At 67.8% G+C, this 24560-nt stretch carries 25 protein-coding genes; 11 read left to right on the forward strand and 14 right to left on the reverse strand.

Annotated elements, in window-relative coordinates:
- Positions 1 to 73: 73 nt before the first annotated feature.
- On the forward strand, positions 74 to 538 hold the full coding sequence (locus tag DS843_RS04060; RefSeq protein WP_149467611.1) for a hypothetical protein: 465 nt from the start codon (positions 74 to 76) through the stop codon (positions 536 to 538).
- A gap of 15 nt (positions 539 to 553) precedes the next feature.
- Here the strand turns inward: DS843_RS04060 and DS843_RS04065 are convergent, their stop codons facing one another.
- On the reverse strand, positions 554 to 1645 hold the full coding sequence (locus DS843_RS04065; RefSeq protein WP_149467612.1) for a LysM peptidoglycan-binding domain-containing protein: 1092 nt from the start codon (positions 1643 to 1645) through the stop codon (positions 554 to 556).
- A gap of 166 nt (positions 1646 to 1811) precedes the next feature.
- Positions 1812 to 1994, reverse strand: coding sequence for a hypothetical protein (locus DS843_RS04070; protein ID WP_149467613.1), 183 nt, complete (start codon positions 1992 to 1994; stop codon positions 1812 to 1814).
- A gap of 142 nt (positions 1995 to 2136) precedes the next feature.
- On the opposite strand from DS843_RS04070, the gene DS843_RS04075 reads away from it, so the two are divergent.
- From DS843_RS04075 to DS843_RS04090, 4 genes are all read left to right on the forward strand, one after another.
- On the forward strand, positions 2137 to 2721 hold the full coding sequence (locus tag DS843_RS04075; RefSeq protein ID WP_149467614.1) for an LOG family protein: 585 nt from the start codon (positions 2137 to 2139) through the stop codon (positions 2719 to 2721).
- A gap of 240 nt (positions 2722 to 2961) precedes the next feature.
- Positions 2962 to 4185, forward strand: a complete 1224-nt coding sequence (locus DS843_RS04080) for an NADP-dependent isocitrate dehydrogenase (protein ID WP_149467615.1) — start codon at positions 2962 to 2964, stop codon at positions 4183 to 4185.
- Between the two features lie 156 nt (positions 4186 to 4341).
- Positions 4342 to 4722 carry an oxidoreductase gene (locus tag DS843_RS04085; protein ID WP_149467616.1) on the forward strand — a complete coding sequence of 127 codons (381 nt, stop codon included), beginning with the start codon at positions 4342 to 4344 and terminating at the stop codon, positions 4720 to 4722.
- A gap of 91 nt (positions 4723 to 4813) precedes the next feature.
- Positions 4814 to 5422, forward strand: coding sequence for an exopolysaccharide biosynthesis protein (locus DS843_RS04090; RefSeq protein WP_149467617.1), 609 nt, complete (start codon positions 4814 to 4816; stop codon positions 5420 to 5422).
- A 78-nt stretch (positions 5423 to 5500) separates the two neighbouring features.
- Here DS843_RS04090 and DS843_RS04095 read toward each other — a convergent pair whose 3' ends face one another.
- The 7 genes from DS843_RS04095 to DS843_RS04125 form a co-directional block, all read right to left on the reverse strand.
- Positions 5501 to 5869, reverse strand: a complete 369-nt coding sequence (locus DS843_RS04095) for a GcrA family cell cycle regulator (RefSeq protein WP_149467618.1) — start codon at positions 5867 to 5869, stop codon at positions 5501 to 5503.
- A gap of 175 nt (positions 5870 to 6044) precedes the next feature.
- Complete coding sequence (locus DS843_RS04100; protein WP_149467619.1) at positions 6045 to 6851, reverse strand: anti-sigma factor family protein; 807 nt, start codon at positions 6849 to 6851, stop codon at positions 6045 to 6047.
- Positions 6851 to 7402 carry a sigma-70 family RNA polymerase sigma factor gene (locus DS843_RS04105; RefSeq protein WP_149467620.1) on the reverse strand — a complete coding sequence of 184 codons (552 nt, stop codon included), beginning with the start codon at positions 7400 to 7402 and terminating at the stop codon, positions 6851 to 6853. Before DS843_RS04105 ends, DS843_RS04100 begins: the two co-directional genes overlap by 1 nt.
- A gap of 78 nt (positions 7403 to 7480) precedes the next feature.
- The gene (locus DS843_RS04110) at positions 7481 to 8926 is read right to left on the reverse strand and encodes an NADP-dependent isocitrate dehydrogenase (RefSeq protein WP_149467621.1); all 1446 of its coding nucleotides are present in this window, start codon (positions 8924 to 8926) and stop codon (positions 7481 to 7483) included.
- A 148-nt stretch (positions 8927 to 9074) separates the two neighbouring features.
- Positions 9075 to 9407: a heme-degrading protein HmuQ gene (gene hmuQ / locus DS843_RS04115; protein WP_149467622.1), complete on the reverse strand. Its 333-nt coding sequence runs from the start codon at positions 9405 to 9407 to the stop codon at positions 9075 to 9077.
- Between the two features lie 82 nt (positions 9408 to 9489).
- Positions 9490 to 10194, reverse strand: a complete 705-nt coding sequence (locus DS843_RS04120; protein WP_149467623.1) for a regulator of G-protein signaling domain-containing protein — start codon at positions 10192 to 10194, stop codon at positions 9490 to 9492.
- Positions 10195 to 10357: 163 nt separating this feature from the next.
- Entirely contained in the window at positions 10358 to 12049 is a 1692-nt protein-coding gene (locus tag DS843_RS04125) for a methyl-accepting chemotaxis protein (protein ID WP_149467624.1), read from the reverse strand.
- Between the two features lie 43 nt (positions 12050 to 12092).
- On the opposite strand from DS843_RS04125, the gene DS843_RS04130 reads away from it, so the two are divergent.
- Complete coding sequence (locus DS843_RS04130; RefSeq protein ID WP_149467625.1) at positions 12093 to 12464, forward strand: hypothetical protein; 372 nt, start codon at positions 12093 to 12095, stop codon at positions 12462 to 12464.
- A 19-nt stretch (positions 12465 to 12483) separates the two neighbouring features.
- On the opposite strand, the gene DS843_RS04135 is transcribed toward DS843_RS04130, so the two are convergent.
- Positions 12484 to 13677 carry a vWA domain-containing protein gene (locus tag DS843_RS04135; RefSeq protein WP_149467626.1) on the reverse strand — a complete coding sequence of 398 codons (1194 nt, stop codon included), beginning with the start codon at positions 13675 to 13677 and terminating at the stop codon, positions 12484 to 12486.
- A 67-nt stretch (positions 13678 to 13744) separates the two neighbouring features.
- Between DS843_RS04135 and DS843_RS04140 the strand changes: the two genes are divergently transcribed.
- Both DS843_RS04140 and ccoG read left to right on the forward strand, forming a co-directional pair.
- The gene (locus DS843_RS04140; RefSeq protein ID WP_149467627.1) at positions 13745 to 14296 is read left to right on the forward strand and encodes an HD domain-containing protein; all 552 of its coding nucleotides are present in this window, start codon (positions 13745 to 13747) and stop codon (positions 14294 to 14296) included.
- Positions 14297 to 14415: 119 nt separating this feature from the next.
- Positions 14416 to 15888 (forward strand): cytochrome c oxidase accessory protein CcoG, encoded by a 1473-nt coding sequence (gene ccoG / locus DS843_RS04145; RefSeq protein ID WP_149467628.1) that lies wholly within the window; start codon positions 14416 to 14418, stop codon positions 15886 to 15888.
- Positions 15889 to 15905: 17 nt separating this feature from the next.
- Here the strand turns inward: ccoG and DS843_RS04150 are convergent, their stop codons facing one another.
- Complete coding sequence (locus DS843_RS04150) at positions 15906 to 16832, reverse strand: pyridoxal-phosphate dependent enzyme (RefSeq protein WP_286191922.1); 927 nt, start codon at positions 16830 to 16832, stop codon at positions 15906 to 15908.
- Positions 16833 to 17472: 640 nt separating this feature from the next.
- Between DS843_RS04150 and DS843_RS04155 the strand changes: the two genes are divergently transcribed.
- A complete protein-coding gene (locus tag DS843_RS04155) occupies positions 17473 to 18174 on the forward strand; it encodes an NlpC/P60 family protein (protein ID WP_149467630.1) in 702 nt (233 codons plus the stop codon).
- Between the two features lie 49 nt (positions 18175 to 18223).
- On the opposite strand, the gene DS843_RS04160 is transcribed toward DS843_RS04155, so the two are convergent.
- Entirely contained in the window at positions 18224 to 19069 is an 846-nt protein-coding gene (locus DS843_RS04160; RefSeq protein WP_149467631.1) for an AAA family ATPase, read from the reverse strand.
- A 116-nt stretch (positions 19070 to 19185) separates the two neighbouring features.
- On the opposite strand from DS843_RS04160, the gene DS843_RS04165 reads away from it, so the two are divergent.
- Positions 19186 to 19590, forward strand: coding sequence for an Mpo1-like protein (locus tag DS843_RS04165; protein WP_149467632.1), 405 nt, complete (start codon positions 19186 to 19188; stop codon positions 19588 to 19590).
- Here DS843_RS04165 and alaS read toward each other — a convergent pair.
- Together alaS and recA are read right to left on the reverse strand one after the other, a co-directional pair.
- Positions 19587 to 22256, reverse strand: coding sequence for an alanine--tRNA ligase (gene alaS, locus DS843_RS04170; protein WP_149467633.1), 2670 nt, complete (start codon positions 22254 to 22256; stop codon positions 19587 to 19589). The two genes, DS843_RS04165 and alaS, sit on opposite strands and share 4 nt — an antisense overlap.
- Positions 22257 to 22698: 442 nt before the next feature.
- Positions 22699 to 23739, reverse strand: coding sequence for a recombinase RecA (gene recA, locus DS843_RS04175; protein ID WP_475849039.1), 1041 nt, complete (start codon positions 23737 to 23739; stop codon positions 22699 to 22701).
- 310 nt (positions 23740 to 24049) lie between these two features.
- Between recA and DS843_RS04180 the strand changes: the two genes are divergently transcribed.
- Positions 24050 to 24553 carry a class I SAM-dependent methyltransferase gene (locus DS843_RS04180; RefSeq protein WP_149467635.1) on the forward strand — a complete coding sequence of 168 codons (504 nt, stop codon included), beginning with the start codon at positions 24050 to 24052 and terminating at the stop codon, positions 24551 to 24553.
- The last annotated feature ends 7 nt before the right edge of the window (positions 24554 to 24560 follow it).

Genomic DNA, 24560 nt, shown 5'->3' on the forward strand with positions numbered 1-24560 from the left:
CCGCCCTTTACAGAATTTTAGCAGGGAAGGTGGAGAGTCACGCCATCGACACCACAGGAATGAGCGAGCCCCCGTGTCCGTTCCCGCTGCCCGCCTTCAGGCCATGCCGTCGCTCGCGGAGGTCTCGCAGACCGCCCTGCCCTTCAGCCCGGATTCCTTCGTGATGACCCCCGAAGGCGTCCTGGGCATCGCCCAGCCGCCGCGCCCGGCGCGCCTGCATTTCATGGCGGACGGGCTGCCCTTCAGCATCGCCGTCGGTTTTGACGGGGAGAAGTCGCGCTCGCAGATCTGGGCGGAGATCGGCCACATTCCCTACACGGCCCAGTCGCCGGAGCGGCGGCGGCAGCTCCTGGCGATCCTGCGCGGCATCCAGGACCGCAGGGGAACGCGCTTCCTGGTCCAGGAAGGCCAGAAGATCCTGCTGTTCTCCGAAGCGGAGTTCGAGGGCCACGCCACGCCGGAAGACCTGATTTACCAGACCGTGGTCGCGCTCCAGCAGGCGCGCCCCTTCCTGCGCCTGCTCGCCCCTTACCTCTAACGCTATCCGTAACGCTCAGTTCGAAACGGGAAGCGCGAAGATCTGCCCGGGATAGATCAGGTCCGGGTCGCGGATCTGGTTGCGGTTCGCCTCGTAAATCGCCGTGTACTGCACGCCGCGCCCGTAGGTGGCGCGGGCGATCCGCCACAGGCTGTTGCCCGGCTGGACGACCATCGACCGGCCTTCCGGCAGGTTGGCCGGAACCTCCGACACCTGCACCGGCAGCTCGACGCGGGCGGTGACCTTGCCCGAGTCGGTCACCTGATCGGCGCGCAGCGTGTAGACCCCCGGCGCCACGGCCCGTTCCGGGCGCAGCCGCCAGCGGCCCTCCGGATCGGTGTGGGCGCGCCCGACCAGAAGATTGTCGAGATAGAGCTGCACGGCGCTTCCCGGCTGCGCCCGACCGCCCATGGCGACCTGCCCGGAGGCGTCGTAGTCCATGCTTTCCAGCGACACGCCCCCCGGCGGCGGGGGCGCGGCCACATCCCGGCTCGCGGGAGCCGCGGGAGCCTTCGGCGCCTGAAGCACGGTGCTTCCCCCCAGCCGATTGTCCAACCCGTCGCGCGGCACGGCGACGGCCAGCGGACCGCCGGGCATTTCCGAGGAGGCGCCGCCGGTGGCGGGTGGCGGTTCCGGCACCATGACGACCACCACGCGCTCCGACGGGGTCGGCTCGGCCGCGGGGGTGGCGCGCTCCGACAGGCTCAGTTCGCGGGCGCCGGGAGCCAGGGGCTGGTCGGGAAGAAGGACCCACTCGCCGCGGGCGTCGGCGCTGACGGAGCCCAGGGACCGCTCGCCGTCATGGACGGTCACCGACGAGCCCGGGGTCGCGCGGCCCGCCATGACGGTGGCGCCGTCCGGAGCCACGCGCACGATGTCGAAGCGCGGACCGGCGGACTCCTCCGCGGCCTTGGTCGAAGCGGGGGCCGGAACGGACGGGGCTGCCGGCGGCTTGGCCGGGGCCACGCCCCCCAATGCGATGGTCGTCCCGGAATTGGCCGCTCCGGCACGGGAAGCCGGCACCGGCGCCGGATCGTAGGCCAGATACGCAACAGCGGCAGCGGCGGCAACCGCCGCCGCACCGCCGAACAGAAGAGTTTGCTTCACCGGAGCACCGCCGCGTCATTGCCGGCTGACACGCCGGCCTTCGCAAGGATAGCAGATTGCGGCGGTGGAACTGAACACCGCCGATGGAGCAGACGCATAACCGCATCGGGACCCGCGCACCGCCTTCGCGCCGGCAGGCGGTGCGGACGGGTGGCGCGTGCGGCGCCTACTTCTCCAGCTTCGCGACCGTCGCGGAGAGGCCGGCATCCGCCGCCTGGACCGAACCGCCCCCGCCGGCGCTGGCGGCGCCGCCGTTGCCGGACAGAGAGGTGAGTCCGCCCCCGAAACCGAGAAACAGAAGCGCCGCCACCGAGATGGCGGCCAGGGCGTTGACGACGCGCGAATCCATATGATTCCTCCCGATGGGCTGAAGTCCGATGTCCGGGTAGACGCCGCCCCGGCTTTGCTATTCCCTTGCCTTTAGGTGACCCCGCCGGCCGCACCGGAACAGTCACCGGAACGTGTACCCATCCGGCGAGAAAGGGTGAGCGATGAAGGCCCCGAATTCCGTCTGCGTCTATTGCGGCTCATCCAGCCGCGTCGCCGATGTCCACAAGGATGCCGCCCATATGTTGGGCGACGGGCTGGCGCGGCGGGGCATCCGGCTCGTCTACGGCGGCGGCCGGGTCGGGCTGATGGGCATCGCCGCCGACGCGGCGCTGGCCGCCGGGGGCGACGTCGTCGGCATCATCCCGGAGCACATCCAGGCCGCGGAGATCGAGCACACGGGACTGACCGAACTGCACGTCGTGGACAGCATGCACACCCGCAAGCGCATGATGGTGGACCGGTCCGACGCCTTCGTGGTGCTGCCGGGCGGTCTCGGCACCCTGGACGAGGCCTTCGAGATCCTGACCTGGAAGCAGTTGGGCCTGCACGACAAGCCGGTGCTGATCGTGGATGTCGACGGCTATTGGCGGCCCCTTCTCGGTCTGGTCGACCACATGGTGGCGCAGGGATTCACCCAGCCGGCCCACCGCGCCCTGTTCACCGTCGTCGATGACGTGGACGGCGTGTTCGCCGCACTGGCCCATGAACCGGAGCCCGCGATGAAGATTCCCACACAAAAGCTCTGAGAAAGCCAAGTGGTAGGACCAGATCGCGCAAATCGCGTCGTTTTCATCGCGATATCGTCTGTTTCGACGCCTTGCGGTCCTTTCTTTCGGCAGTGCCCCGGTGCTATATAACCGCCATCCGTTTCCGTCCGGGGAACCGGGGCCCGTCTTCGGATGGACGTCCCGGCCCGTGCCCTCGCACAGCGCGCCCGGCGTCCAAGCATAAAGCAACCCCTACCCGTTCGGGGAGAACTCGCACCCATGACGAAGATCAAGGTAGCCAATCCGGTCGTCGAACTCGACGGCGACGAGATGACGCGCATCATCTGGCAGTTCATCAAGGACAAGCTGATCCTGCCGTACCTCGACATCGACCTGAAGTACTACGATCTCGGCATCGAGAACCGCGACAAGACCGACGACCGGGTCACGGTCGAATCGGCCAACGCGATCAAGCAGTACGGCGTCGGCGTCAAGTGCGCGACCATCACCCCGGACGAGGCGCGGGTGACGGAGTTCAACCTCAAGAAGATGTGGAAGTCGCCGAACGGCACGATCCGCAACATCCTGGGCGGCACCGTCTTCCGCGAGCCGATCGTCTGCTCCAACGTTCCGCGCTACGTCCCGGGCTGGACCAAGCCGATCATCATCGGCCGCCACGCCTTCGGCGACCAGTACAAGGCCACCGACTTCGTCGTTCCCGGCAAGGGCAAGCTGACCATCAAGTGGGTGCCGGAAGGCGGCGGCGAGCCGATCGAGCACGAGGTGTACGATTTCCCCGGCGGCGGCGTCGCCATGGGCATGTACAACCTGGACGAGTCGATCGAGGGCTTCGCCCACTCCAGCTTCATGTACGGCCTGGAGCGCGGCTACCCGGTCTATCTGTCCACCAAGAACACGATCCTGAAGGCCTATGACGGGCGCTTCAAGGACATCTTCCAGAAGGTGTTCGAGGAGCATTACGCCGGCCAGTTCAAGGCCAAGGGCCTCGTCTACGAGCATCGCCTGATCGACGACATGGTGGCCTCGGCCCTGAAGTGGGAAGGCGGCTTCGTGTGGGCCTGCAAGAACTACGACGGCGACGTGGAGTCGGACGTGGTGGCGCAGGGCTTCGGTTCGCTGGGCCTGATGACCTCGGTGCTGATCACGCCGGACGGCAAGACCGTCGAGGCGGAGGCCGCCCACGGCACGGTGACCCGCCATTACCGCGAGCACCAGAAGGGCAAGGAGACCTCCACCAACCCGATCGCCTCGATCTACGCCTGGACGCAGGGTCTGGCCTACCGCGGCAAGTTCGACAACACGCCGGACGTCGTGAAGTTCGCCGAGACGCTGGAGCGCGTCTGCGTCGAGACGGTCGAGTCGGGCTTCATGACCAAGGATCTGGCGATCCTGATCGGTCCGGAGCAGCCCTGGCTGACCACCAAGCAGTTCCTCGACAAGCTGGACGAGAACCTGCAGAAGAAGATGGCCGCCTGGGCGTAACGCAAGTTCCGCCTGAGGTGCGACGACGCGTCCCGGTCAAACGGGACGCCCGGTCGATGTAAGGTTGCGGCGGGGAGTTTCGGCTCCCCGCTTTTTTCTTGCCCGCGCGGCCTCACGCCGGGGCGGGCGTGACGAACGGAATTCGAGACCTTTCCCATGGCCAAGGACATCTTCCGCATCGCCGTGATCGGCGCCGGCGAAACCGGAACGCCCCTGCTGACGCAGCTTCTGGACGCTCCCTTCGTGGAGATCCTGGGCGTCGCCGACCTGGACGCCGAGGCGCCCGGCATGCGGCTCGCCCGCGACCGCGGCGTCACCACGACGACCGACTTCATGGACCTCGCCCGGCTCGGGGAGGCGGTGGACGTGCTGATCGACGTGACCGGCGTACCGAAGGTGCGCGAGGCGCTGCGCCAGCACATGCAGGACAGCGGCAACCACCACACGCTGATCGTCCACGAGATGCTGGTGCAGCTCATGCTGTCGCTGCTCAGCGGGCGTCTGGTGCGGCTGAAGCACGAGGTCGAGGAGTACTGATCTCCACCTTTCCCGACCCCTCCCCTTTCCCGGACAGCCCCGTGCCACCACATGCACGCGGCAACGATGGAAAAGGGAGTCGGGAAAGGTCATGGACACGAAGGACCCGGCACGGGCGTCCGCGCTTCTCAAACGGCTGCACGGGCGCGTCACCGGCGACAAGCCGACGCTGGGCGAGGTTCTGGGCCATCTCGGCGACCGGGCGCCGGGCTTTCTGCTGCTGGCGCTGGCGATCCCCGCCGTGGTGCCGACGCCGGGCCTTCCGGCGGGCATGATTTTCGGCACGGTCCTGGCGCTGGTGGCGATTCAGATGATCGTGGGCCGCGACCGCTTGGAGGTGCCGGGCTGGATCGGACGCCGCCGCGTGGCGCGCACCACCCTGGAAAAGATCGTGGAGAAGGGAACGCCGCTGGTCGAGCGGCTGGAGTCCCGGCTGCGGACGCGCTGGCCGTCGCTGACCCGCAAGGGCGTGCTGCGCCCGCTGGGCGCCTTCGTTCTGGCGATGGGAGTTCTGATCGCCCTGCCCATTCCTTTCGGCAACACCCTGCCCGGTCTGGCGGTGCTGGTCATCGCGCTGGGGCTGATCGTGAAGGATGGCTTGGCGGTCGCCGCCGGTCTGGGTCTGGGCGTCGCGGCGGCGGGAGTCTCGGCGATGCTGGTCGCCGGAAGCTGGTGGGCGATCACCTCGGCACCGATTTAAGGGGCACCGGTCCGGGTGACGCGCCGGGCGGGCGCCCGTATGGGGAGAGCGCCCGAATTCCGGAAAAACCGGCAGAAATTATGCCGCGCCGACGCTGCGGTCCTCGTCGCGCTTCTTGCCGGATGAGGCCGGCTGGTAGGCCACCGCCGCGTGTTCGGCACAGTAGGGCAGCCCCGGCAGCGAGGGCTTGCCGCAGAAATGGAAGTCTTGGTGCTTCGGGTCGCCGACCGGCCATTTGCACATGCGCTCGGTCAGGGCGAGGATCGTCGCACCGCGGGTCGGCTTCTTCTTGATCGGCGAAGGACGTCCCGACAGGCCGAGACGGTGCGCCTTTCCGATCACCGCATTGCGGGTGATGTCTCCCAGGATGTCCGCGATTTCACTCGCGCTCAGCCCCTGGGCCCAGAGGTCCTTAAGCTGCTGAACCCGCTCGTCCGTCCAACTCATCCCCTGTCTCCCGTGGTCCGGTAACCGGTGACTTGGTTAACCAATATACCTTCCGACCAGACGGCCGTTTTCCATAAGGCGCAATATTTTGTGCCCAACGCCGCCGAACCTACCAGATGGACACATAGAGGGATAGGGGGCTTGAGCAACATTCCTGTGCATAAGTCTGTGGGTGTTATGAGTTCAACGCGCCATACACCTCCTCGGCTATGGCCGAAAGGGTCACTCGGTCGAGGTCACCCGTTACCGCCCACGCCAAACCGTTGTCCCGCCAGTAGAAAGCTTGGACGTTGCCGTCCTGGGCAAAGCGGAAGGATGTGTCCGGTGCCTCGGAGGCCGGCCGGATGTAGAGGGTGATGCGGCGACCCGCCGCATCCTGGTACATGAGCTGGGCCGCCGGCCCCCGCGCGTCCGACAGCAGCCGCCCGCCCACCAGATCGTAGCCCTGCCCGGCCAGCCGGGGCGCCCGCAGGGGCTTGCCCAGCCGTTTCGACAGCCACCCCACCAGATGCGCCTCCTGGTCGGCCCCGACCTCCACGGGGTGGCGGACCTCCACCGCGAACACGCGGTGGGCGGCGACGGCGTCGGCCACGAAGGCGGCGCCACCGGTCCCCGCCCCGCCCATCCAGCCGCGCAGCCACCAGCCCCCCGCTCCGCCGGCCACCAACGCCAGAAGCACCGCGGCGGCGGCCAGCGCCCGGAGCGCCGGAGCCCGGAACGGACCGCGCGGACGAAGCGCCTCCCTTCCCCGCGCACGGCCATAGGGCGGTGTCAGCGCCGCGGGCAAAGGCCGATCGGCCAGCGGGCCGAAGGCGCGCCCGATCATCGCGCGCTGGGCGCGGTAGCGTTCGAAGCGATGGGCCAGATCCGGATCTCCGGCCAGATGGCGTTCGACCTCCGCCCGCCGCTCCTCCGGCAGTTCGCCGTCCATCCAGGCGTGCAGGTCGGCCTCGGTCACCGGGGCGCCCGGTTCGGTGTTCATCACTTGACCCTCCTCACCGCCTGCTCCGTTCCGCCGTCCAGAAGGACCCGCAGTTTTTCCCGTGCACGGGCCAGACGCGACATGACCGTTCCCACCGGCACCCCCAGAACCTCCGCCGCCTCGCGGTAGGACAGCCCTTCCATCCCCGTCAGAAGCAGCACGGCCCGGTGCTCCTCCGACAGTCGGTTGAAGGCGCGCACGAAATCCCGCACCTCCGCCCGGTCGGACGGGGCGGCGCTCAGCACCAGATCGTCGGCCAGATCCTCCACCGGCACCTCCGGTCCGCGGCGGCGGCGCCAGCGCAGGCCGGAGACATGCAGGTTGTGAAGGATCGACAGCAGCCAGCCGCCGAGCCGGGCGCCGTCGCGCAGCGTGTGCCGGTGGACGAGCGCCTTCTCGATGCAGTCCTGCACGAGATCGTCGGCGTCGGACAGGTTGCCGGCCAGCGCGGCGGCGTAACGGCGCAGCCGCGGCACCTGCGCGGCGATGGCCCGCTCGTCCACCGGATCGCTCTGAAGGGATGGGTCGGGAGGCGGCTTCGGCGGTGGCATGAGGCGGCGCTCCCGTTGGAAGGATGTCCTGCCCATCCGGACGCTCGGCCGGAAACGATTATTCCGCCGCTTCGCGGATCAGGTCGCGGAAAAGCCGGATTTGCCGTCGAAGTTGCACAGGTTCTCGGTTTGGGTGAAATCCAGCCCGGCGCGGGCGAGCCCCGCCAGAAGCTCAACGATGTCGGCATGGCCGACCGCCACCCCCTCCGGCGCCACGAAGCGGCAGCGCCAATGGTCGGTGCAGAAGACGCCGATGTTGCCGTCCGGCCAGACCTTCTGCGAGCGGTTGGAGATGCTGGACAGCCGCAGCGCCGGGGTGCCCACCGGCAGAACCAGCCCAGCCAGCTCGTCCGGGTTGCCGCCCGGCCAATGCAGGAACACGTCCACCCCCACCAGTTCCTTCACCGCCTTCCGGCGGGGGGACAGCCGCACCCCGGATTCGTAGGCGGCGCGGGCGGTGACGGCGTAGCCGACGCTGGAGAGCGTCACCGGCATCTGGCCCAACCGCTCCACCACCGCGTCGGCGAAGGCGTGGGTGCCGACGCGCATGCGGCTGACGCCGCGGTTGAAGATGTCCACCGTATGGACGCCGTCCTCGATGGTCTTGAGCCAGGCGTTGTGGATGCGCGCCGCCACGTCGCCCTGCCCGATGTGGACCAGCATCATCACCGCCGCCATCAGCAGGCCGGAGGGGTTGGCGATCCCCTGCCCCGCAATCATCGGAGCGGAGCCATGGATCGCCTCGAACATAGCGCAGGCGTCGCCGATGTTGGCGGAACCGGCCAGCCCGACCGAGCCGGTGATCTGGGCGGCGATGTCCGACACGATGTCGCCGTAGAGGTTGAGCGTCACGATCACGTCGAAGCGCTCCGGCTGGTCGGCCAGACGGGCGGCGCCGATGTCGACGATCAGGTGGTCGGCCTTGATCTCCGGATATTCGGCGGCGATCTCGTTGAAGATCTTCAGGAACAGCCCGTCCGTCATCTTCATGACGTTGTCCTTGACGAAGGCCGTCACCTTGCGCCGGTGGTTGGCGCGGGCGTAGTCGAAGGCGTAGCGCACGATGCGCTCCGACCCCGGGCGGGAGATCAGCTTCACCGACTGGATCACATCGTCGGTCTGGCGGTGCTCGATCCCGGCGTAGAGGTCTTCCTCGTTCTCGCGGATGATGACCACGTCCATGCGCGGGTGCCGCGTGCGGACATAGGGGTGGTAGGCCACGCAGGGCCGCACGTTGGCGAACAGCCCCAGCGTGGTGCGCGCCGTGACGTTCAGCGACTTGTTGCCGTACCCCTGCGGCGTGGTGATCGGCCCCTTCAGGAAGACGCGGGTGCGGCGGATCGACCCCCAACCGGCGGCGTCCAGCCCACCCAGATGGCCGCGGCGGTACACCTGCTCGCCCGCCGGCACCTCCTCCACCTTCAGGCGGGCGCCGGCGGCCTCCATCACATGAAGCACCGCGTCGGTGATCTCCGGACCGATGCCGTCGCCGCGGGCGACCGTGATGGGGGTGGTTTCGCGCATCCATTCACTCCTAGGGACCCCCACGGGAACCAGGCCGGAGGGGGCGGGGCGACCCTAGTCGAAAGCGGGGCCGGAGTTCAATGGCCGGCCCGTTTCCCGCGCTTGCAAAGGCGGGACCAGTCCTGCGGCGACTTGCCGCTGAGGACGGTCAGCCTTCCCGCCCCGCCGTACGCCCCACCGTCTGGATCACCTCGAACCCCTCGAACTGCGGCGGGCCGAGATAGAGCGGCTTGCGGTCACCCGCCCCGCGATGGGCGGCGCGGAACTCCTCCGACCGGGTCCAGGCCAGGAAATGCTCCTGCGACTCCCAGACGGTGTGGGAGGAATAGAGGCGGTGATCGTCGTGGCGCGGGCCGCGAAGCATGTGGAACTCGACGAAGCCGGGGACCTTGTTCAGGTGAACCTCGCGGTTCAGCCAGACCTCCTCGAAGTCCTTCTCCGCCTCCGGACGCACGCGGAAACGGTTCATGGCGATGTACATGGCGAAGTCTCCCGATGCCGTCCCCGAAGGGCCGATCCTCAAGGTGACGGCGGAGGCCCGCCCCGTCAACCGGTCCCGGCCGTTACATCTCCCCCTTGGCGACCGCGCTTTGCAGACGCGCGATGGTGTCGCTCAGGTTCACGCCAAGGTCGAACGCCACATCCTTCCAGGGAAGGGACGTCCACTCGCCCTGGTCGGCGGCTTCCTTGCACGCCTTCCGGGTTCCGGACTTGATGTTCACCTCCTTGGGCGACCGGACGGCGACGTATTCCTTGTAGGCCTTCTCGGACGTGTCCGCCTTCGACAGCTTGCCCCGCAGGAACATGTCGTACAGTTCGACATTCTCCAGCGAATATTCCTTCTTGGCCTGCTTCTGCAGCAGTTTGAACCAGTAAGGAGACTTGAAATAGTCGTTGATCTTCTTCGGCATCTCGTCGAACCGCTCCAGGTCCGTCACGACGTTGCCGGAGATCTTGTTCAGCGCCGCCACCATGTCGGCGCAGGCGTCGGCATAGACCGTGTCTCCCTCCTGCTTCGCGGCCTTACCCGCCGCATCGAGTGTGGGGATGTAGCTGCCCGCCGCGGCCTGGAAGGCGCGGGCGTGCTTCTGCGCATCCGTCACCGTCGTGGCGGCGTCGTAGCTCTTCAGCGCGCTTTCCAGACCGGTGGAGCTGATTTTGCTGAACAGCTTGCCGAAGCGGCTCTTGGGATCGGGCTTCTTCTTGCCGGTCGCCTTTTCGAAGCTGTCCTTCGCCTTCTTCCAGGATGCCAGATAGGATTTCGCCACGACCATTCCCTTCTTTCGAACACGAATTGTCCGCGACGATAAAAACGGGATTTCGGTCCGGCAAACGCCGTTGGGTCCGTTCAGGATGTTTCGGGGGCGGGGCGGCGCGCCCATGCACAAGCCCATGCACAAGCCCATGCGCGAGCCCCCCGCCCCGAACCCCTTACGCGGCGCGGATGCCCGCCAGGAAGCGCTCCACCTCCGTCCGCAGGACCTCCGACTGACGGGACAGTTCCCCGGCGGCGCCCAGCACCTGCGTGGCGGCGGAACCGGTCTGGGTGGCGCCCTCGCTGACCTCCGTGATGTTGGTGGTCACCAGATGGGTGCCGTGGGCGGCCTCCTGCACGTTGCGGGCGATTTCGCCGGTCGCCGACCCTTGCTCCTCGATGGCCGAGGCGATGATGGTGGCGATCTCGCTGATGGTGCCGATGGTGTCGCCGATCCCGTTGATCGCCGCGGCGGCACCGCCGGTGGCCTCCTGCATCGAGGCGATCTGGGCGGCGATCTCGTCGGTCGCCTTGGCCGTCTGGTTGGCGAGGTTCTTGACCTCCGACGCCACGACGGCGAAGCCCTTGCCGGCCTCCCCGGCCCTTGCGGCCTCGATGGTGGCGTTCAGCGCCAGCAGGTTCGTCTGCGAGGCGATGTCGGTGATCAGCTTCACCACGTCGCCGATCCGCTGCGCCTGCGCGACGAGTCCCTGGACGCGCTCGTTGGTCTGCTGCGCCTCGCCCACCGCATGGCCGGCGATGCTGGTGGAGCGGGTCACCTGACCGCTGATCTCGTTGATCGACGCGGTCAACTCGTTGGTCGCCGCGGCGACGGTCTGCACGTTGACCGACGCCTGCTCGGCCGCCGCCGCCGTGTTGGCCGCCTGCCCCTTGGTCCGGTCGGCGGTGGTCAGCATGCTCTGGGCCGTGGCCTCCAGTTCCGTGGCGGCGGAGGCGACGGTGCGCAGGATGCCGGAGACGTTCCGGTCGAAGGACTGGACCAGCTCCTCGACGGCGTGGGCGCGCATCTCCTTGGCCCGGCGCTCCGCCTCTTCGGCGGCCACCATGCGCTGGCGGTCTATGGCGTTGTCCTTGAAGACCGCCACGGCCTTGGCCATGCCGCCGATCTCGTCCCCGCGGCCGAGGCCCGGCACCGCCACGGAGGTCTCGCCCTGCGCCAGACGCACCATCGTGTCGGTGATCCCGGAGATCGGGCGGGAGATCCCGTTGCGGGCGACCAGGATGCTCAGCGCCAGCGCACCGAGCCCACCGCCGATACCGGCAACCAGCATCAGGGTCGTCATCAGGTTGTTCAGAGCGCCCAGCTCTTCGTTGGCCTCGGCGATGCCCTGCCTGTTCCGCTCGGACGCCCCTTCCATGAACTGGCTGAGCCTGTTGCGGATCGCGCGGCCTTCGGTGGTGTCGCCATGCTTGCGCGCCTCCGCGGGGCCGGCTTCAACGCCGAGGCGGGCCAGTTCGTTGCGGTGCATGACGAATGCCTGCGCGGCCTGCTGGGCGTCCCGGAATTCGATCTTGGTCTGCGGAGGCAGGAGCGCCTCCAGTTCCCCCATGAACTTCTCCAGGTCCCTGGTGGCGCTGAAGATGTTCTTCGCGTAGGGGGTGGCGTCCACGGTGGTGTCCGCGGCATAGACGCCGCGGCTTTCCATGACGACCTTATAGATCACCCCATTGATCCGCTCGCTGAGCAGCGCACGCTCGGACCAGTTCTGAATGCTGTCGACCCTGTCGTCGTAGGTCTGGATTCCGAAGAAGCCAACCCCTCCAACCACGGCAGCCACCAATCCCAGGATTGCGACGACACTGTAGACCTTGGCGCTGATGCTGATGCGCGCGAGAACCCCCTCCATTGCCCCTTATCCCCATTTCTGCACGGTGTATTCACGAAGCCGCATGGTTCGTATCGCCAGCCCGCGCGATCAAGGGATAACGATTCGTACTCATCGTTTCCCAGGCAATGTTGCGAAGATGCCGCAAAAACGATTTACAATGTTTAATTCTTTGGAAAAGGTGTCCCGACTTGTATCGGAAAGCGATACGGGTCCGAAAAGCTTCCAAAGTCTTAACGGCCTCGCGCAAGCTTCCGATTATTGGTACGTTTACAGGCTTCCACAATTTCCAATAACGCCGCCGCCTGTCATGGCGCGCGGCGCATCAGAAAATTCCTCCTTCGGTTGCGTTTCCGGTCGCCACCCGGCCCAAATCGGGGGCGTGAACGGGGCCGCGCTTCGGCAAACGCCGTTCGGTCCGACCGGGATGTCGTGAAGCCGGTGTCCGGACGGTTCTACCGCACCAGTTCCCGCATCGCGGCGTCCAGCCCTTGCAAAGTCAGCGGGTACATGCGCCCGTTCAGCAGCCGTTGCAGGATGCGGGTGCTTTCCGTGTAGCCCCACAGGCGTTCCGGTGCAGGGTTCAGCCAGACGGCGCGGCTGTAGACGGACAGCATCCGCTGCAGCCAGACCTGCCCCGGCTCTTCGTTCCAATGCTCGACGCTGCCGCCGGCATAGACGATCTCGTAGGGGCTCATCGCCGCGTCGCCGACGAAGACCAGCTTGTAGTCGGCGGGATAGGTGTGCAGCACGTCCCAGGTCGGGGTGCGCTCCTCGTGACGGCGCTTGTTGTCGCGCCACACGCTCTCATAGACGCAATTGTGGAAGTAGAAATGCTCCAGATGCTTGAACTCGCCCTTCGCGGCGGAGAACAGCTCCTCCACCAGCCGGATGTGGTCGTCCATGGAGCCACCGATGTCCAGGAACAGCAGCACCTTCACCGTGTTGTGCCGCTCCGGCACCATCTTCAGGTCCAGCCAGCCGGCGTTGCCGGCGGTGGCGCGGATGGTGCCGGGCAGGTCCAGCTCGCTGGCCGCCCCGGTGCGGGCGAACTTGCGCAGGCGGCGCAGAGCCACCTTGATGTTGCGGGTGCCGATCTCGACCTGATCGTCCAGATTCCTGAACTCGCGCTTGTCCCACACCTTCACGGCGCGGCGGTGGCGGGATTCCGTCTGGCCGATGCGCACGCCCTCCGGGTTGTAGCCGTAGGCGCCGAAGGGCGAGGTGCCGGCGGTGCCGATCCATTTGGAGCCGCCCTGGTGCCGCCCCTTCTGCTCCGCCAGCCGCTGTGCCAGCGTCTCCATCAGCTTCTGCCAACCGCCCAACGCCTGGATCTGCGCCTTTTCCTCCTCGGTCAGGAAGCGTTCGGCCAGCTTGCGCAGCCATTCCTCGGGCAGCTCCGCCACGGGGATTTCGTCGCCCTCGCCCCCCTCCGGCCCCTCCAGCCCCTTGAAGACCTGTCCGAACACGCGGTCGAAGCGGTCGAGATTGCGCTCGTCCTTCACCAGACAGGCCCGGCTGAGGTAATAGAAGTCTTCGACGCGGAAGTCGGCGACGCCACGCTTCATGGCCTCCATGAGCGTCAGGTACTCGTTCAGCGAGACCGGCACGCCCGCCTTGCGCAGTTCGAAGAAGAAACCCGTGAACATGCCGCTTCCCCCCGTGGGGTTCCATCCCCATCCGCCCCCATCGTAGCGCCGACCCGCCAGGAACGCCATGACAGCCCTCCTCGACTTCGCCCGCGCGCTGGAATTCGCCGCGCACAAGCACATCGACCAGCGCCGCAAGGGCGTGCGCGCCGAACCCTATCTCAACCACCTGTCGGAGGTGGCGTTCCTGTGCGCCGAGGCGACGGCGGGCAAGGACCCGGTCGTGGTCATCGCCGCCTTGCTGCACGACACGCTGGAGGACACCGACGCCTCCTATGAGGAGATCGAGCAGCATTTCGGGGCGGAGGTCGCCGGCGTCGTCGCCGAGACCACCGACGACAAGCGTCTGCGCAAGGCGGAGCGCAAGCAGCGGCAAATCGATGCCGCCCCCACCGCCTCTTCCCGCGCGAAGCTGGTGAAGCTGGCCGACAAGGTGTCCAACCTGCGCTCCATGGCGCACAGCCCGCCCGCCGACTGGCCGCTGGAACGCAAGATCGAGTATTTCGAGTGGGCGCACGCGGTGGTCGCGGGCCTGCGCGGCACCGACGCGCGCCTGGAAGGGCTGTTCGACCGCGCCTACGAGGACGGTCTGGCCGAACTGCGCGGCGAGGCGGTCTGATCCCGCCCGCCCAGGCGGTCGATGTGCACGCGGTTGATCTGCCGCAGTGTGACTACATCACGGAAGGCTTATAAAGGAGGGGCTAGGTTGGCCGTCGCGTCAAAGCAAGGTCGCACACCATGTCCCTCACCTCCCCTGCCCCGGCCCCCGCGGCCCATGATGCCGACCAGCCGCGCGAGCGCTGGTTCGTGCACCGCCCCAAGGTCTACGCCGCCGACGTCCATGGCCGCTTCCGACGGCTGAAATGGCTGGCGCTGGCGATTCTGCTGGGCATCTACTACGTCACACCCTGGCTTCGCTGGGACCGCGGGCCGGGCATCCCCGATCAGGCGGTGCTGGTCGACATGGTGGGCCGACGCGCCTATTTCCTGTGGATCGAGATCTGGCCGCAGGAGGTCTATTACCTCACCGGCCTTCTCATCATCGGTGCCTTCGGCATCTTCTTCGCCACCACCCTGCTGGGCCGCATCTGGTGCGGCTACGCCTGCCCGCAGACGGTCTGGACCGACCTGTTCATGTGGGTGGAGCGCAAGCTGGAAGGCCCGCGCACCGAGCGCATCCGCCTGGACAAGGCGCCGCTGTCGGCCCGCAAGCTGGGGCTGAAGGCGTCGAAGCACGCCATCTGGCTGGTGATCTCCCTGGTCACCGGCGGCGCCTGGATCTTCTATTTCAACGACGCGCCGACCCTGTTGCGCGAGATCGTGACGGGGGACGTGTCGTGGAAGGTGCTGGCCTTCGCCGGGCTGTTCACCGGCACGACCTATTTCTTCGCCGGTTGGGCGCGCGAGCAGATCTGCATCTATGTCTGCCCCTGGCGCAGCTTCCAGGCGGCGATGGTGGACGAGGACACCTACGTCGTCACCTACCAGGACTGGCGCGGCGAAGGGCGCGCGCCGCTGCGCAAGTCGCAGAGCTGGGACGAACGGACGGCGGAAGGGCTGGGCGACTGCATCGACTGCAAGCTGTGCGTCCATGTCTGCCCGACCGGCACCGACATCCGCAAGGGGCAGCAGATTTCCTGCATCGGCTGCGGCCTGTGCGTGGACGCCTGCAACGACGTGATGGCCCAGGTCGGGCGCCCCGGCGACCTGATCCTGTTCGACACCCGCTCCAACCAGGTCGCCAAGGCGGAGGGTCAGGCCGCCCCGGTCAAGCTGCTGCGCCCGCGCACGGTGATCTACGCGCTCATCATCCTGGTGGTCGCCGGCATCATGGCGGCTTCCCTGGCGCTGCGCCCGACGCTGGACGTCAGCGTGCTGCGCGACCGGGCTCCGCTCTATGTCCAACTGTCGGGCGGCGCGGTGCAGAACGCCTACACCATCAAGATCCTGAACAAGACGCACGAGGCGCGGACCTACAGCCTGTCGGTGGACGGGCTGAAGAACGCCGAACTGTCGGTCGCCAGCGTGGACGCCCAGACCGGCGCTTCGCTGACCCTGACCGCCGAGGCGGACTCGGTGGCCACCTACCGCATCTTCGTCCGCGTGCCGCAGGACGCCGCGAAGCCGGGTTCCACCGACGTGACGGTGCTTGCGCGCGACCTGACCAGCGGCGAGATCGGGCGGCACGCCAGCGTGTTCATGGCCCCATAGGCCGTCACCATAAGCCGTCAGGCTGCAAGCGTCCGGACCCCGAGCGTGCGCACCAGCGTGACGGGGTCCACGTTGCGGCCGGACAGCACGGCGACGGTCCGGCCCCCCGCCGGCACCTTCCCGGCCAGCAGGGCCGCCACCGCGGCGGCCCCGGCGCCTTCCGCCACCATGCCGAAGGAACCGTGCAGGGTGCGCATCGCCGCCGCGACCTCGGCCTCCTCCACCTCGACCAGAGCGTCCACGAAGCCGGCCAGCAGCGCTTGCGGCAGCTTGCCCAGGGCGTCCACCGCGATTCCATCCGCAAGCGTCGGTCCCCGCCGGCGCGCCAGCCGCACCCCGACCACGGTGACGGCGGGCCGGTGCGCCTTCACCGCCGCCGCCATCCCGGCCAGCAGGCCGCCGCCGCCCACCGGCACCACCAGCGTGGCCAGATCCGGGCGGTCGGCCAGCACCTCCAGCCCCACCGTACCCTGACCGGCGATCACGTCGGGATCGTCGTAGGGATGCACGAAGGTCAGCCGCCGTTCCGCCGCCAGTTCCAGCGCGCGGGCCTTCGCCTCCCCCACCGTGGCGCCGGACAGAACGACCTCGGCGCCCAGCGCCTCCGTCCGCTCCACCTTGCAGCGGGGCGCGGTGACCGGCATGACGATGGTCGCCTGCACCCCCAACCGCCGGGCGTGCAGCGCCAAGCCGGCGGCGTGGTTGCCGGCGGACATGGCGACGACCCCCGCCGCGCGCTCCGGCGCCGTCAGGCGCAGCAGGCGGTTCAGGGCGCCGCGCTCCTTGAAGGCGCCGGTCGCCTGGAAGGTCTCCGCCTTCAGCCAGACGTCTCCGCCTTGGGCGCGTCCCAGGGACGGCGCGTGCAGCAGCGGCGTGCGGACGATCCGCCCGTTCAGCCGCTCGGCCGCGTCCTCGATGGCGGACAGCGGGAGCCAGGGCGGCAATCGGTCTTCGGTATCGGTGCGTTCGGAAACGGAAGGCAGACGGGTGGCGTGCGCGGACGGCATCGCGAAAGTCCTCGGGCGGAGGGTGCGGACTGGGGGCGGAAAAGGAAGGCGCGAAACCCGGCCCGCGTCAGCGGACCGGGCCGATAATTCGCGCAGAGCCCCGCATTCGCTCCGCCAGGAGACGCTGCGGACGCACGCAAGAAAAAGTCAGGGGACGATGACGGACCGGATTGCGGGTTCCGGAAGACCCAGGGCGCACGGACACGCCACACTCCACACCAGATTGCGAAAACGAACGCTCGCGGTCCGGCGCCCTCTTTCAGAGCGCCGGGGCGGTAATTCGCATTCGGTTCAGGTGCGGGGTCGATTGCATGTCGACAGGCTGCCCCAGGACGGTGGCCCCGGTCAAGCCCTTCCCATCGCCCCTTCCGCCTGATGGAAGTGGTCAGTCGACAACCGAAAGGGCAAGAGCGGCTGCATCGGAATTGAACAAGGCCGTGCCTATGACCATTGGCGCAAGCTTTCCGTTTTGAAAGCCAGGATTGCCTTGCCAATAATTGTGGACACCCATCATCACTCCCCTTCGATTGATGGAGCGGTCAAGCTTATGCACACTTAGGTAACCACGGAGGAAGAGATGAACGTCTTGGCGGTTCAGACGGCGCTTCAATCCCAAGGGTTCGATCCTGGTTCACTGGATGGCGTATGGGGACGGAAGACCATCGCTGCGGTCATCAAATTTCAGCAGGCGCGGGGTCTGGTTCCGGACGGTGTGGTCGGCCCCCACACGGCGCGCGCCCTTTTCATGACCGCATCCCCGCCGGGCGTCACCGATACCCTGGTCTGGATGGACGAAGCCAAGCGGCTGATGGGAACCAAGGAGGTTTCTGGAAGCGGATCGAACAAGGTGATCCTGCAATGGGCGGACAATTTGGACATCCATTACCCGAACGACGATATTCCTTGGTGCGGTCTTTTCGTTGCGCATTGCATCGGGGCCACCCTTCCTCTGGAAGCGCTTCCCAACAACCCCCTCGGCGCCCGGAACTGGCTTAAGTTCGGGAAAGCCTGTGAACCCGTCTGGGGCGCGATCCTGGTGTTCTGGCGGGGTTCGGAGGCAGGATGGCAGGGGCATGTGGGTTTCTGCGCCGGCATGGACAACGACGCGTACCACGTTCTCGGCGGCAACCAGTCGAACAGCGTCAGCATCGCCCGGATCGCCAAGAACCGTTTGCTGAAGGGCGGCGCCCTCTGGCCGGCGACATCGCCCGACCTGCCCACGGGCGCACTGGTCGCCTCCGCTCCGGTGGCGGGCACATTGTCGGTGAACGAGGCGTAGAAGGCATCGGGCAATGACGGGCGGGCCGGCGAAGGGGACGGCCCGCCCCCTACCGCCCTTCCCGCTTGGCGAGAAAAGCCAGCCGTTCAAGCAGGTGCACGTCCTGCTCGTTCTTCAGCAGCGCGCCGCACAGCGGCGGGATGAGGCTGCGGGCGTCCTTGGCGCGCAGGGTCTCGGGGTCCACATCCTCGACCATCAGCAGTTTGATCCAGTCGAGAAGCTCCGAGGTGGAGGGCTTCTTCTTCAGGCCCGGCACCTCGCGCAGGCTGTAGAACAGCGCCATCGCCTCGCGCAGCAGGTCCTGCTTCAGGCCCGGATAATGCACCTCCACGATCCGCTCCATCGTGTCGCGGTCGGGGAAGCGGATGTAATGGAAGAAACAGCGGCGCAGGAAGGCGTCCGGCAGTTCCTTCTCGTTGTTGGAGGTGATGATGACGAGGGGGCGCCGCGCCGCCTTGACCGTCTGCCGCGTCTCGTAGACATGGAACTCCATGCGGTCGAGTTCGAGCAGCAGGTCGTTCGGAAACTCGATGTCCGCCTTGTCGATCTCGTCGATCAGCAGCACGGGGGGTTCCGGCGCCTCGAACGCCTCCCACAGCTTGCCGCGCACGATGTAGTTGCCGATGTCGCGCACCCGCTCCTCGCCGAGTTGGCTGTCGCGCAGGCGGCTGACCGCGTCGTACTCGTAGAGTCCCTGTTGCGCCTTCGTCGTGGACTTGATGTGCCAGGCGAGCAGCGGCTTGTTCAGGGCGCGGGCGACCTCCTGGGCCAGCACGGTCTTGCCGGTGCCGGGTTCCCCCTTCACCAGCAGCGGGCGCTGGAGCGTGATGGCCGCGTTGACGGCCACCATCAGGTCTTCGGTGGCGACGTAGGAATCGGTGCCGGTGAAGCGCATGCCAATCGGTTCCGCGGTATCGTTCGTTGACCCGCGCATCCTTCCAGCACGGCGGGCGTCATGCAAGACGGAACCGCTGCGGGCTGCCCGGCGTTCCCCCGCGGAAGGAGTCCGCCATGGCGACCGATCCGAACTTCTGGCCCGACTATCTGGAACAGCACCGCCACCCGGCGAACCGGGCGCTGCATGTCGCCGGCACGGTGTCGGCGGCGGCCCTGCTGACGGTGGGGGTCGCGCGCCGCGATTGGCGCGCTCTTCTGGCAGCACCCCTCGTCGGCTACGGGGCGGCGTGGCTCGGACACTTCCTGGTGGAACGCAACCGGCCCAAGACGCTGGACGCGCCGCTGGCCTCGCTGGCGGCGGACGTCCGCATGGCCGGGCTGGCCCTGACCGGCCAGTTGGCGCGGGAATACCGCCGTTACGGCATCCCCGACCGCCCCGGTCTCGTGATCCGCCGGCATCCACCGAGCGCATCCGCCCCCGTCTTGGAGCCGGCGCGCTCGGAAGAAATGCGCGGTTAAGAGGCGGCCTTGGCCGCCAGGGCCTTCTCGATGGCCTCGACCGCGGCGGGCGCCAGCGCGGCGTCCGGACCGCCGGCCTGGGCCATGTCCGGACGGCCGCCGCCGCCCTTCCCGCCCAGCGCTTCCGCACCGACGCGCACCAGATCGACGGCGCTGACCTTGCCGGTCAGGTCGTCGGTGACGCCGACGACGATGGACGCCTTGCCCTCGTTCGAGGCGATCAGAACGACGACGCCGGAACCGACCTGCTTCTTCAGATCGTCGGCCATCGGCTTCAGATCCTTGGCCGGCAGGCCCTCGACCACGCGGGCGGCGAACTTCACGCCCGCGATGTCCTTGGCCTCGTTGCCGCCGTCCGCCTTGGCGCCGCCACTCATGGCGACCTGACGGCGGAGTTCGGCCAGTTCGCGCTCCATCTTCTTGCGCTCGTCGACCAGGGCGGCGAGGCGCGTCGGGACGTCTTCCGGACGGACCTTCAGGACGGTCGCAGCCTCGGTCAGCAGATGGTCGCGCTCCGACAGCCACGCCTTGGCGCCGGTGCCGGTCAGCGCCTCGATGCGGCGCACGCCCGCGGCGACGGCGCCCTCGGCGACGATCTTGAACAGGCCGATGTCGCCGGTCCGGCGGACGTGGGTGCCGCCGCACAGCTCGATGGAGTAGTCGCGGTCAAGCTCGCCATGCGGGCCGCCCATGGAGACGACTCGCACCTCGTCGCCGTACTTCTCGCCGAACAGGGCCATGGCGCCGGCGGCGCGGGCCTCGTCGGGGGACATCAGGCGGGTGACGACCTCGCTGTTGGCCAGGATGCGGCGGTTCACCTCGTCCTCCACCACGGCGATGTCCGCCGGGGTCAGGCCGGTCGGCTGGCTGATGTCGAAGCGCAGGCGCTCCTGGGCGACCAGCGAGCCCTTCTGGGTGACATGCTCGCCCAGGCGGCGGCGCAGCGCCTCGTGCAGCAGGTGGGTGGCCGAGTGGTTGGCGCGGATGGCCGAGCGGCGCTCCGTGTCCACGCGCAGTTCCACCACGTCGCCGACCTTCAGCGTGCCCTTGGTGACCGTGCCGACATGAGCCCAGACGGCGCCCAGCTTCTTCTGGGTGTCGGAAACGGCGACCTCGGTGCCCTCGGCGGAGAAGATCACGCCGGCATCGCCGACCTGACCGCCCGACTCGCCATAGAAGGGCGTCTGGTTCACGATGACCAGCACCTCCTCCCCGGCGGCGGCCTGTTCCACGCGGGCGCCGCCCTTGACGATGGCGGTCACCTTGCCCTCGGCAACCTCGGTGTCGTAGCCGAAGAACTCGGTGGCGCCCAACTCGTCCTTCAGCTCGTACCACAGCTTCTCGGTCGTCGCCTCGCCGGAGCCCGCCCAGGATTCGCGGGCCTTGCGGCGCTGCTCGTCCATGGCGGCCTTGAAGCCGGCCTCATCCACCGGGCGGCCCTGGGTGCGCAGAACGTCCTGCGTCAGGTCCAGCGGGAAGCCGTAGGTGTCGTACAGCTTGAAGGCCACGTCGCCGGGCAGCGGCTGGCCCTCGCCGAGACGGCCGACCTCGTCCTCCAGCAGGCGCAGGCCGCGCTCCAGCGTCTGCTTGAAGCGGGTCTCCTCCAGCTTCAGCGTCTCGACGATCAGGGCGCGGGCGCGGTTCAGCTCCGGATAGGCATCGCCCATCTGCTGGATCAGCGCCGGGACGAGGCGGTGCATCAGCGGCTCAGCAGCCCCGATCATGTGGGCGTGGCGCATGGCGCGGCGCATGATGCGGCGCAGCACATAGCCCCGGCCCTCGTTCGACGGCAGCACGCCGTCGGCGATCAGGAAGGAGCAGGAGCGCAGATGGTCGGCGATGACCCGGTGCGAGACGGCGTGCGCGCCGTCCGGCGCGGTCTTCGTCGCCTCGGCGGAGGCCACGATCAGCGCCCGCATCAGGTCGATATCGTAGTTGTCGTGCTTGCCCTGGAGCACGGCGGCCAGACGCTCCAGCCCCATGCCGGTGTCGATGGACGGCTTCGGCAGGGAGATCAGGTCGTCGGGACCGCGCTGCTCATACTGCATGAACACGAGGTTCCAGATCTCGATGAAGCGGTCGCCGTCCTGGTCGGGCGAGCCCGGAGGACCACCGGCGATGTGCGGGCCGTGGTCGAAGAAGATTTCCGAGCACGGACCGCAGGGACCCGTATCGCCCATGCGCCAGAAATTGTCGTCGGTCGGGATGCGGATGATGCGGTCGTCCGACAGGCCGGCGACCTTGCGCCAGATGCCCGCCGCGTCCTCGTCGGAGCTGTGGACGGTGACCAGCAGCTTGTCCGCCGGCAGCCCGAACTCCTTCGTCACGAGGTTCCAGGCGAAGGCGATGGCGTCGTCCTTGAAATAGTCGCCGAACGAGAAGTTGCCCAGCATCTCGAAGAAGGTGTGATGCCGCGCCGTGTAGCCGACATTGTCCAGGTCGTTGTGCTTGCCGCCCGCCCGCACGCACTTCTGCGAGGTGGTCGCCCGCGAATAGGGCCGCTGCTCCGCGCCGGTGAAGACGTTCTTGAACTGCACCATGCCGGCGTTCGTGAACATCAGGGTCGGGTCGTTGCGCGGAACCAGCGGCGACGACTCCACGATCTGGTGGCCGTTCTTCGCGAAAAAGTCCAGGAACGTGCGGCGGATGTCGTTGGCGGTCTTCATAAGCTGTCCAGGCTCCGGCTACAGTCGGCATCGCGGCCTTTATCGCGGCCGAACCGTGCTTTTAACGTGACTTGCGGTGGCTGTCCACAGAGTGCCCGCAACGAGCCCCCGCGCGGCGTCAGGCCGCGCGGACGAAGCGCCACACATCTGCATGATCGTCGGCGCGGGCGGGCGGTGGAATAGGCCACCGCCCCGCCGCTTACAAGGAGATGAGAGGATGCGGAAAATCCTCGAACTCCTGATCCTGCTGTTGCGGGCGCTCAAGCTGCTGCTTGAAATCCTGAACCGCTAGGACCGGGCCGGCGGGCGGGTGCTGGAACACCCGTCCGCCTAGCCTGAATGTAGGGCTTTTCCAGCTTTCCGGCAAGACGGCGAAAGCCCCTCCCCGGCGGACCGGAGAAGGGCTTTCGTACAGCGGAACCACTCCGTCACTCGCCCCCGATCACTCCGGGGTGGCGGCGTCCGCGTCGGCTTCCGGGGTGCCCATCATGGCGTCGGCGACGAGGCCGGCGTTGCCGCGGATCTTCGCCTCGATGGCGTCGGCCGTGGCCGGGTTGTTGCGCAGGTAGTTCTTGGCGTTCTCGCGGCCCTGGCCGATGCGGGTGCCGTCGTAGCTGAACCACGCGCCCGACTTCTCCACCACGCCGGCCTGGATGCCGAGGTCGAGAAGCTCGCCCACCTTCGACACTCCCTCGCCGTACATGATGTCGAATTCGACCACGCGGAACGGCGGGGCCATCTTGTTCTTCACCACCTTCACGCGGGTCTGGTTGCCCACCACCGTCTCGCGGTCCTTGATCGCGCCGATGCGGCGGATGTCCAGGCGGATGGAAGCGTAGAACTTCAGCGCGTTGCCGCCGGTCGTGGTCTCCGGGTTGCCGAACATCACGCCGATCTTCAGGCGGATCTGGTTGATGAAGATCACCAGGCAGTTCGACTTGGAGATGGAACCGGTCAGCTTGCGCAGCGCCTGGCTCATCAGGCGGGCGTGCAGGCCGACGTGGCTGTCGCCCATCTCGCCTTCCAGCTCGGCGCGCGGCACCAGGGCCGCCACCGAGTCGACCACCAGCACGTCCACCGCGCCGGAGCGCACCAGCGTGTCGGCGATCTCCAGTGCCTGCTCACCGGCGTCGGGCTGGGAGATCAGCAACTCGTCGATGTTCACGCCCAGCTTGCGGGCGTAGGCCGGGTCGAGCGCGTGCTCCGCGTCCACGAAGGCGCAGGTGCCGCCGGCCTTCTGGGCCTGGGCGATGGCGTGCAGAGCCAGCGTCGTCTTGCCCGAGCTTTCCGGCCCGTAGATTTCGATGATGCGGCCGCGCGGCAAGCCGCCGATGCCCAGCGCGATGTCGAGACCGAGCGAGCCGGTGGACACGACCTCCGTCTCGACCGTGTTCTCGCGGGCGCCGAGCTTCATGATCGAGCCCTTGCCAAAGGCGCGCTCGATCTGCGCCAGAGCGGCATCCAAGGCCTTCTGCTTATCCATGGAATCCTTCTCGACCAAACGAAGCTGTGCGGACGACATGCCCGTCTCCCCTTGTTAGATCACATCTGCGGCCCCTGGGCCAAGGCTCTCGCCGCCGATCTCGCCGCCGATCTCGCCAACGGTCATTCGATAGGACGCAACGTACCAGATTTGTTCTCATTGGAGAAGCCGAAAGTTCTGCGAATGTTCTCACCGGAACATAGGCCGGAATTTAGGAACGATCCGGCGCCCTACAATCGCTGCGCAACGGAAAACCGGCTGCGGCGTTCAGCATGGAACGCCGCACCGACAGCCCCTCCGGAAGCCCGCCATGACCGCCGCCCGCTCCACGCTCGACCGCATGATCGACCGCCTCACCGCGCAGCGCGTGGCGCTCGGCTGGGCCGCCGGATTCGTGGCGGGGTCGCCCGGTCTGGTGATGGAAGTTGGCCTTGGCAAGGGCCGCACCTACGACCATCTGCGCGGCCTGTTCCCGCCGCGCGACATCCTGGTGTTCGACATGTGGGCGCGTGTCCCGCCCAGCCTGCGTCCGGACGAGGACCGGCTGTTCCTGGGCGATTTCCGGGAGACTCTGCCCGCCGCCGCGGAGCGGTTCCGCGGCGCGGTCCGGCTGGCCCACGCCGACATCGGCAGCGCGCGGGAGGACGAGGAGGACGGCATCCGCCGCTGGATCGGCGGGCTGATCGAACCCTTCCTGGCGCCGGGAGCCCTGGTCCTGTCCGACCGCCCCATCGGCGCCGGGCGCACAGGCTGGGAGCCGCTCGACGTGCCGGGAACGGAACGCTGGACCTATCACGGCTGGCGCGTCGGGTAGGCACCGT

This window comes from Roseomonas genomospecies 6 (assembly GCF_008365375.1).
Lineage (GTDB): Bacteria > Pseudomonadota > Alphaproteobacteria > Azospirillales > Azospirillaceae > Azospirillum.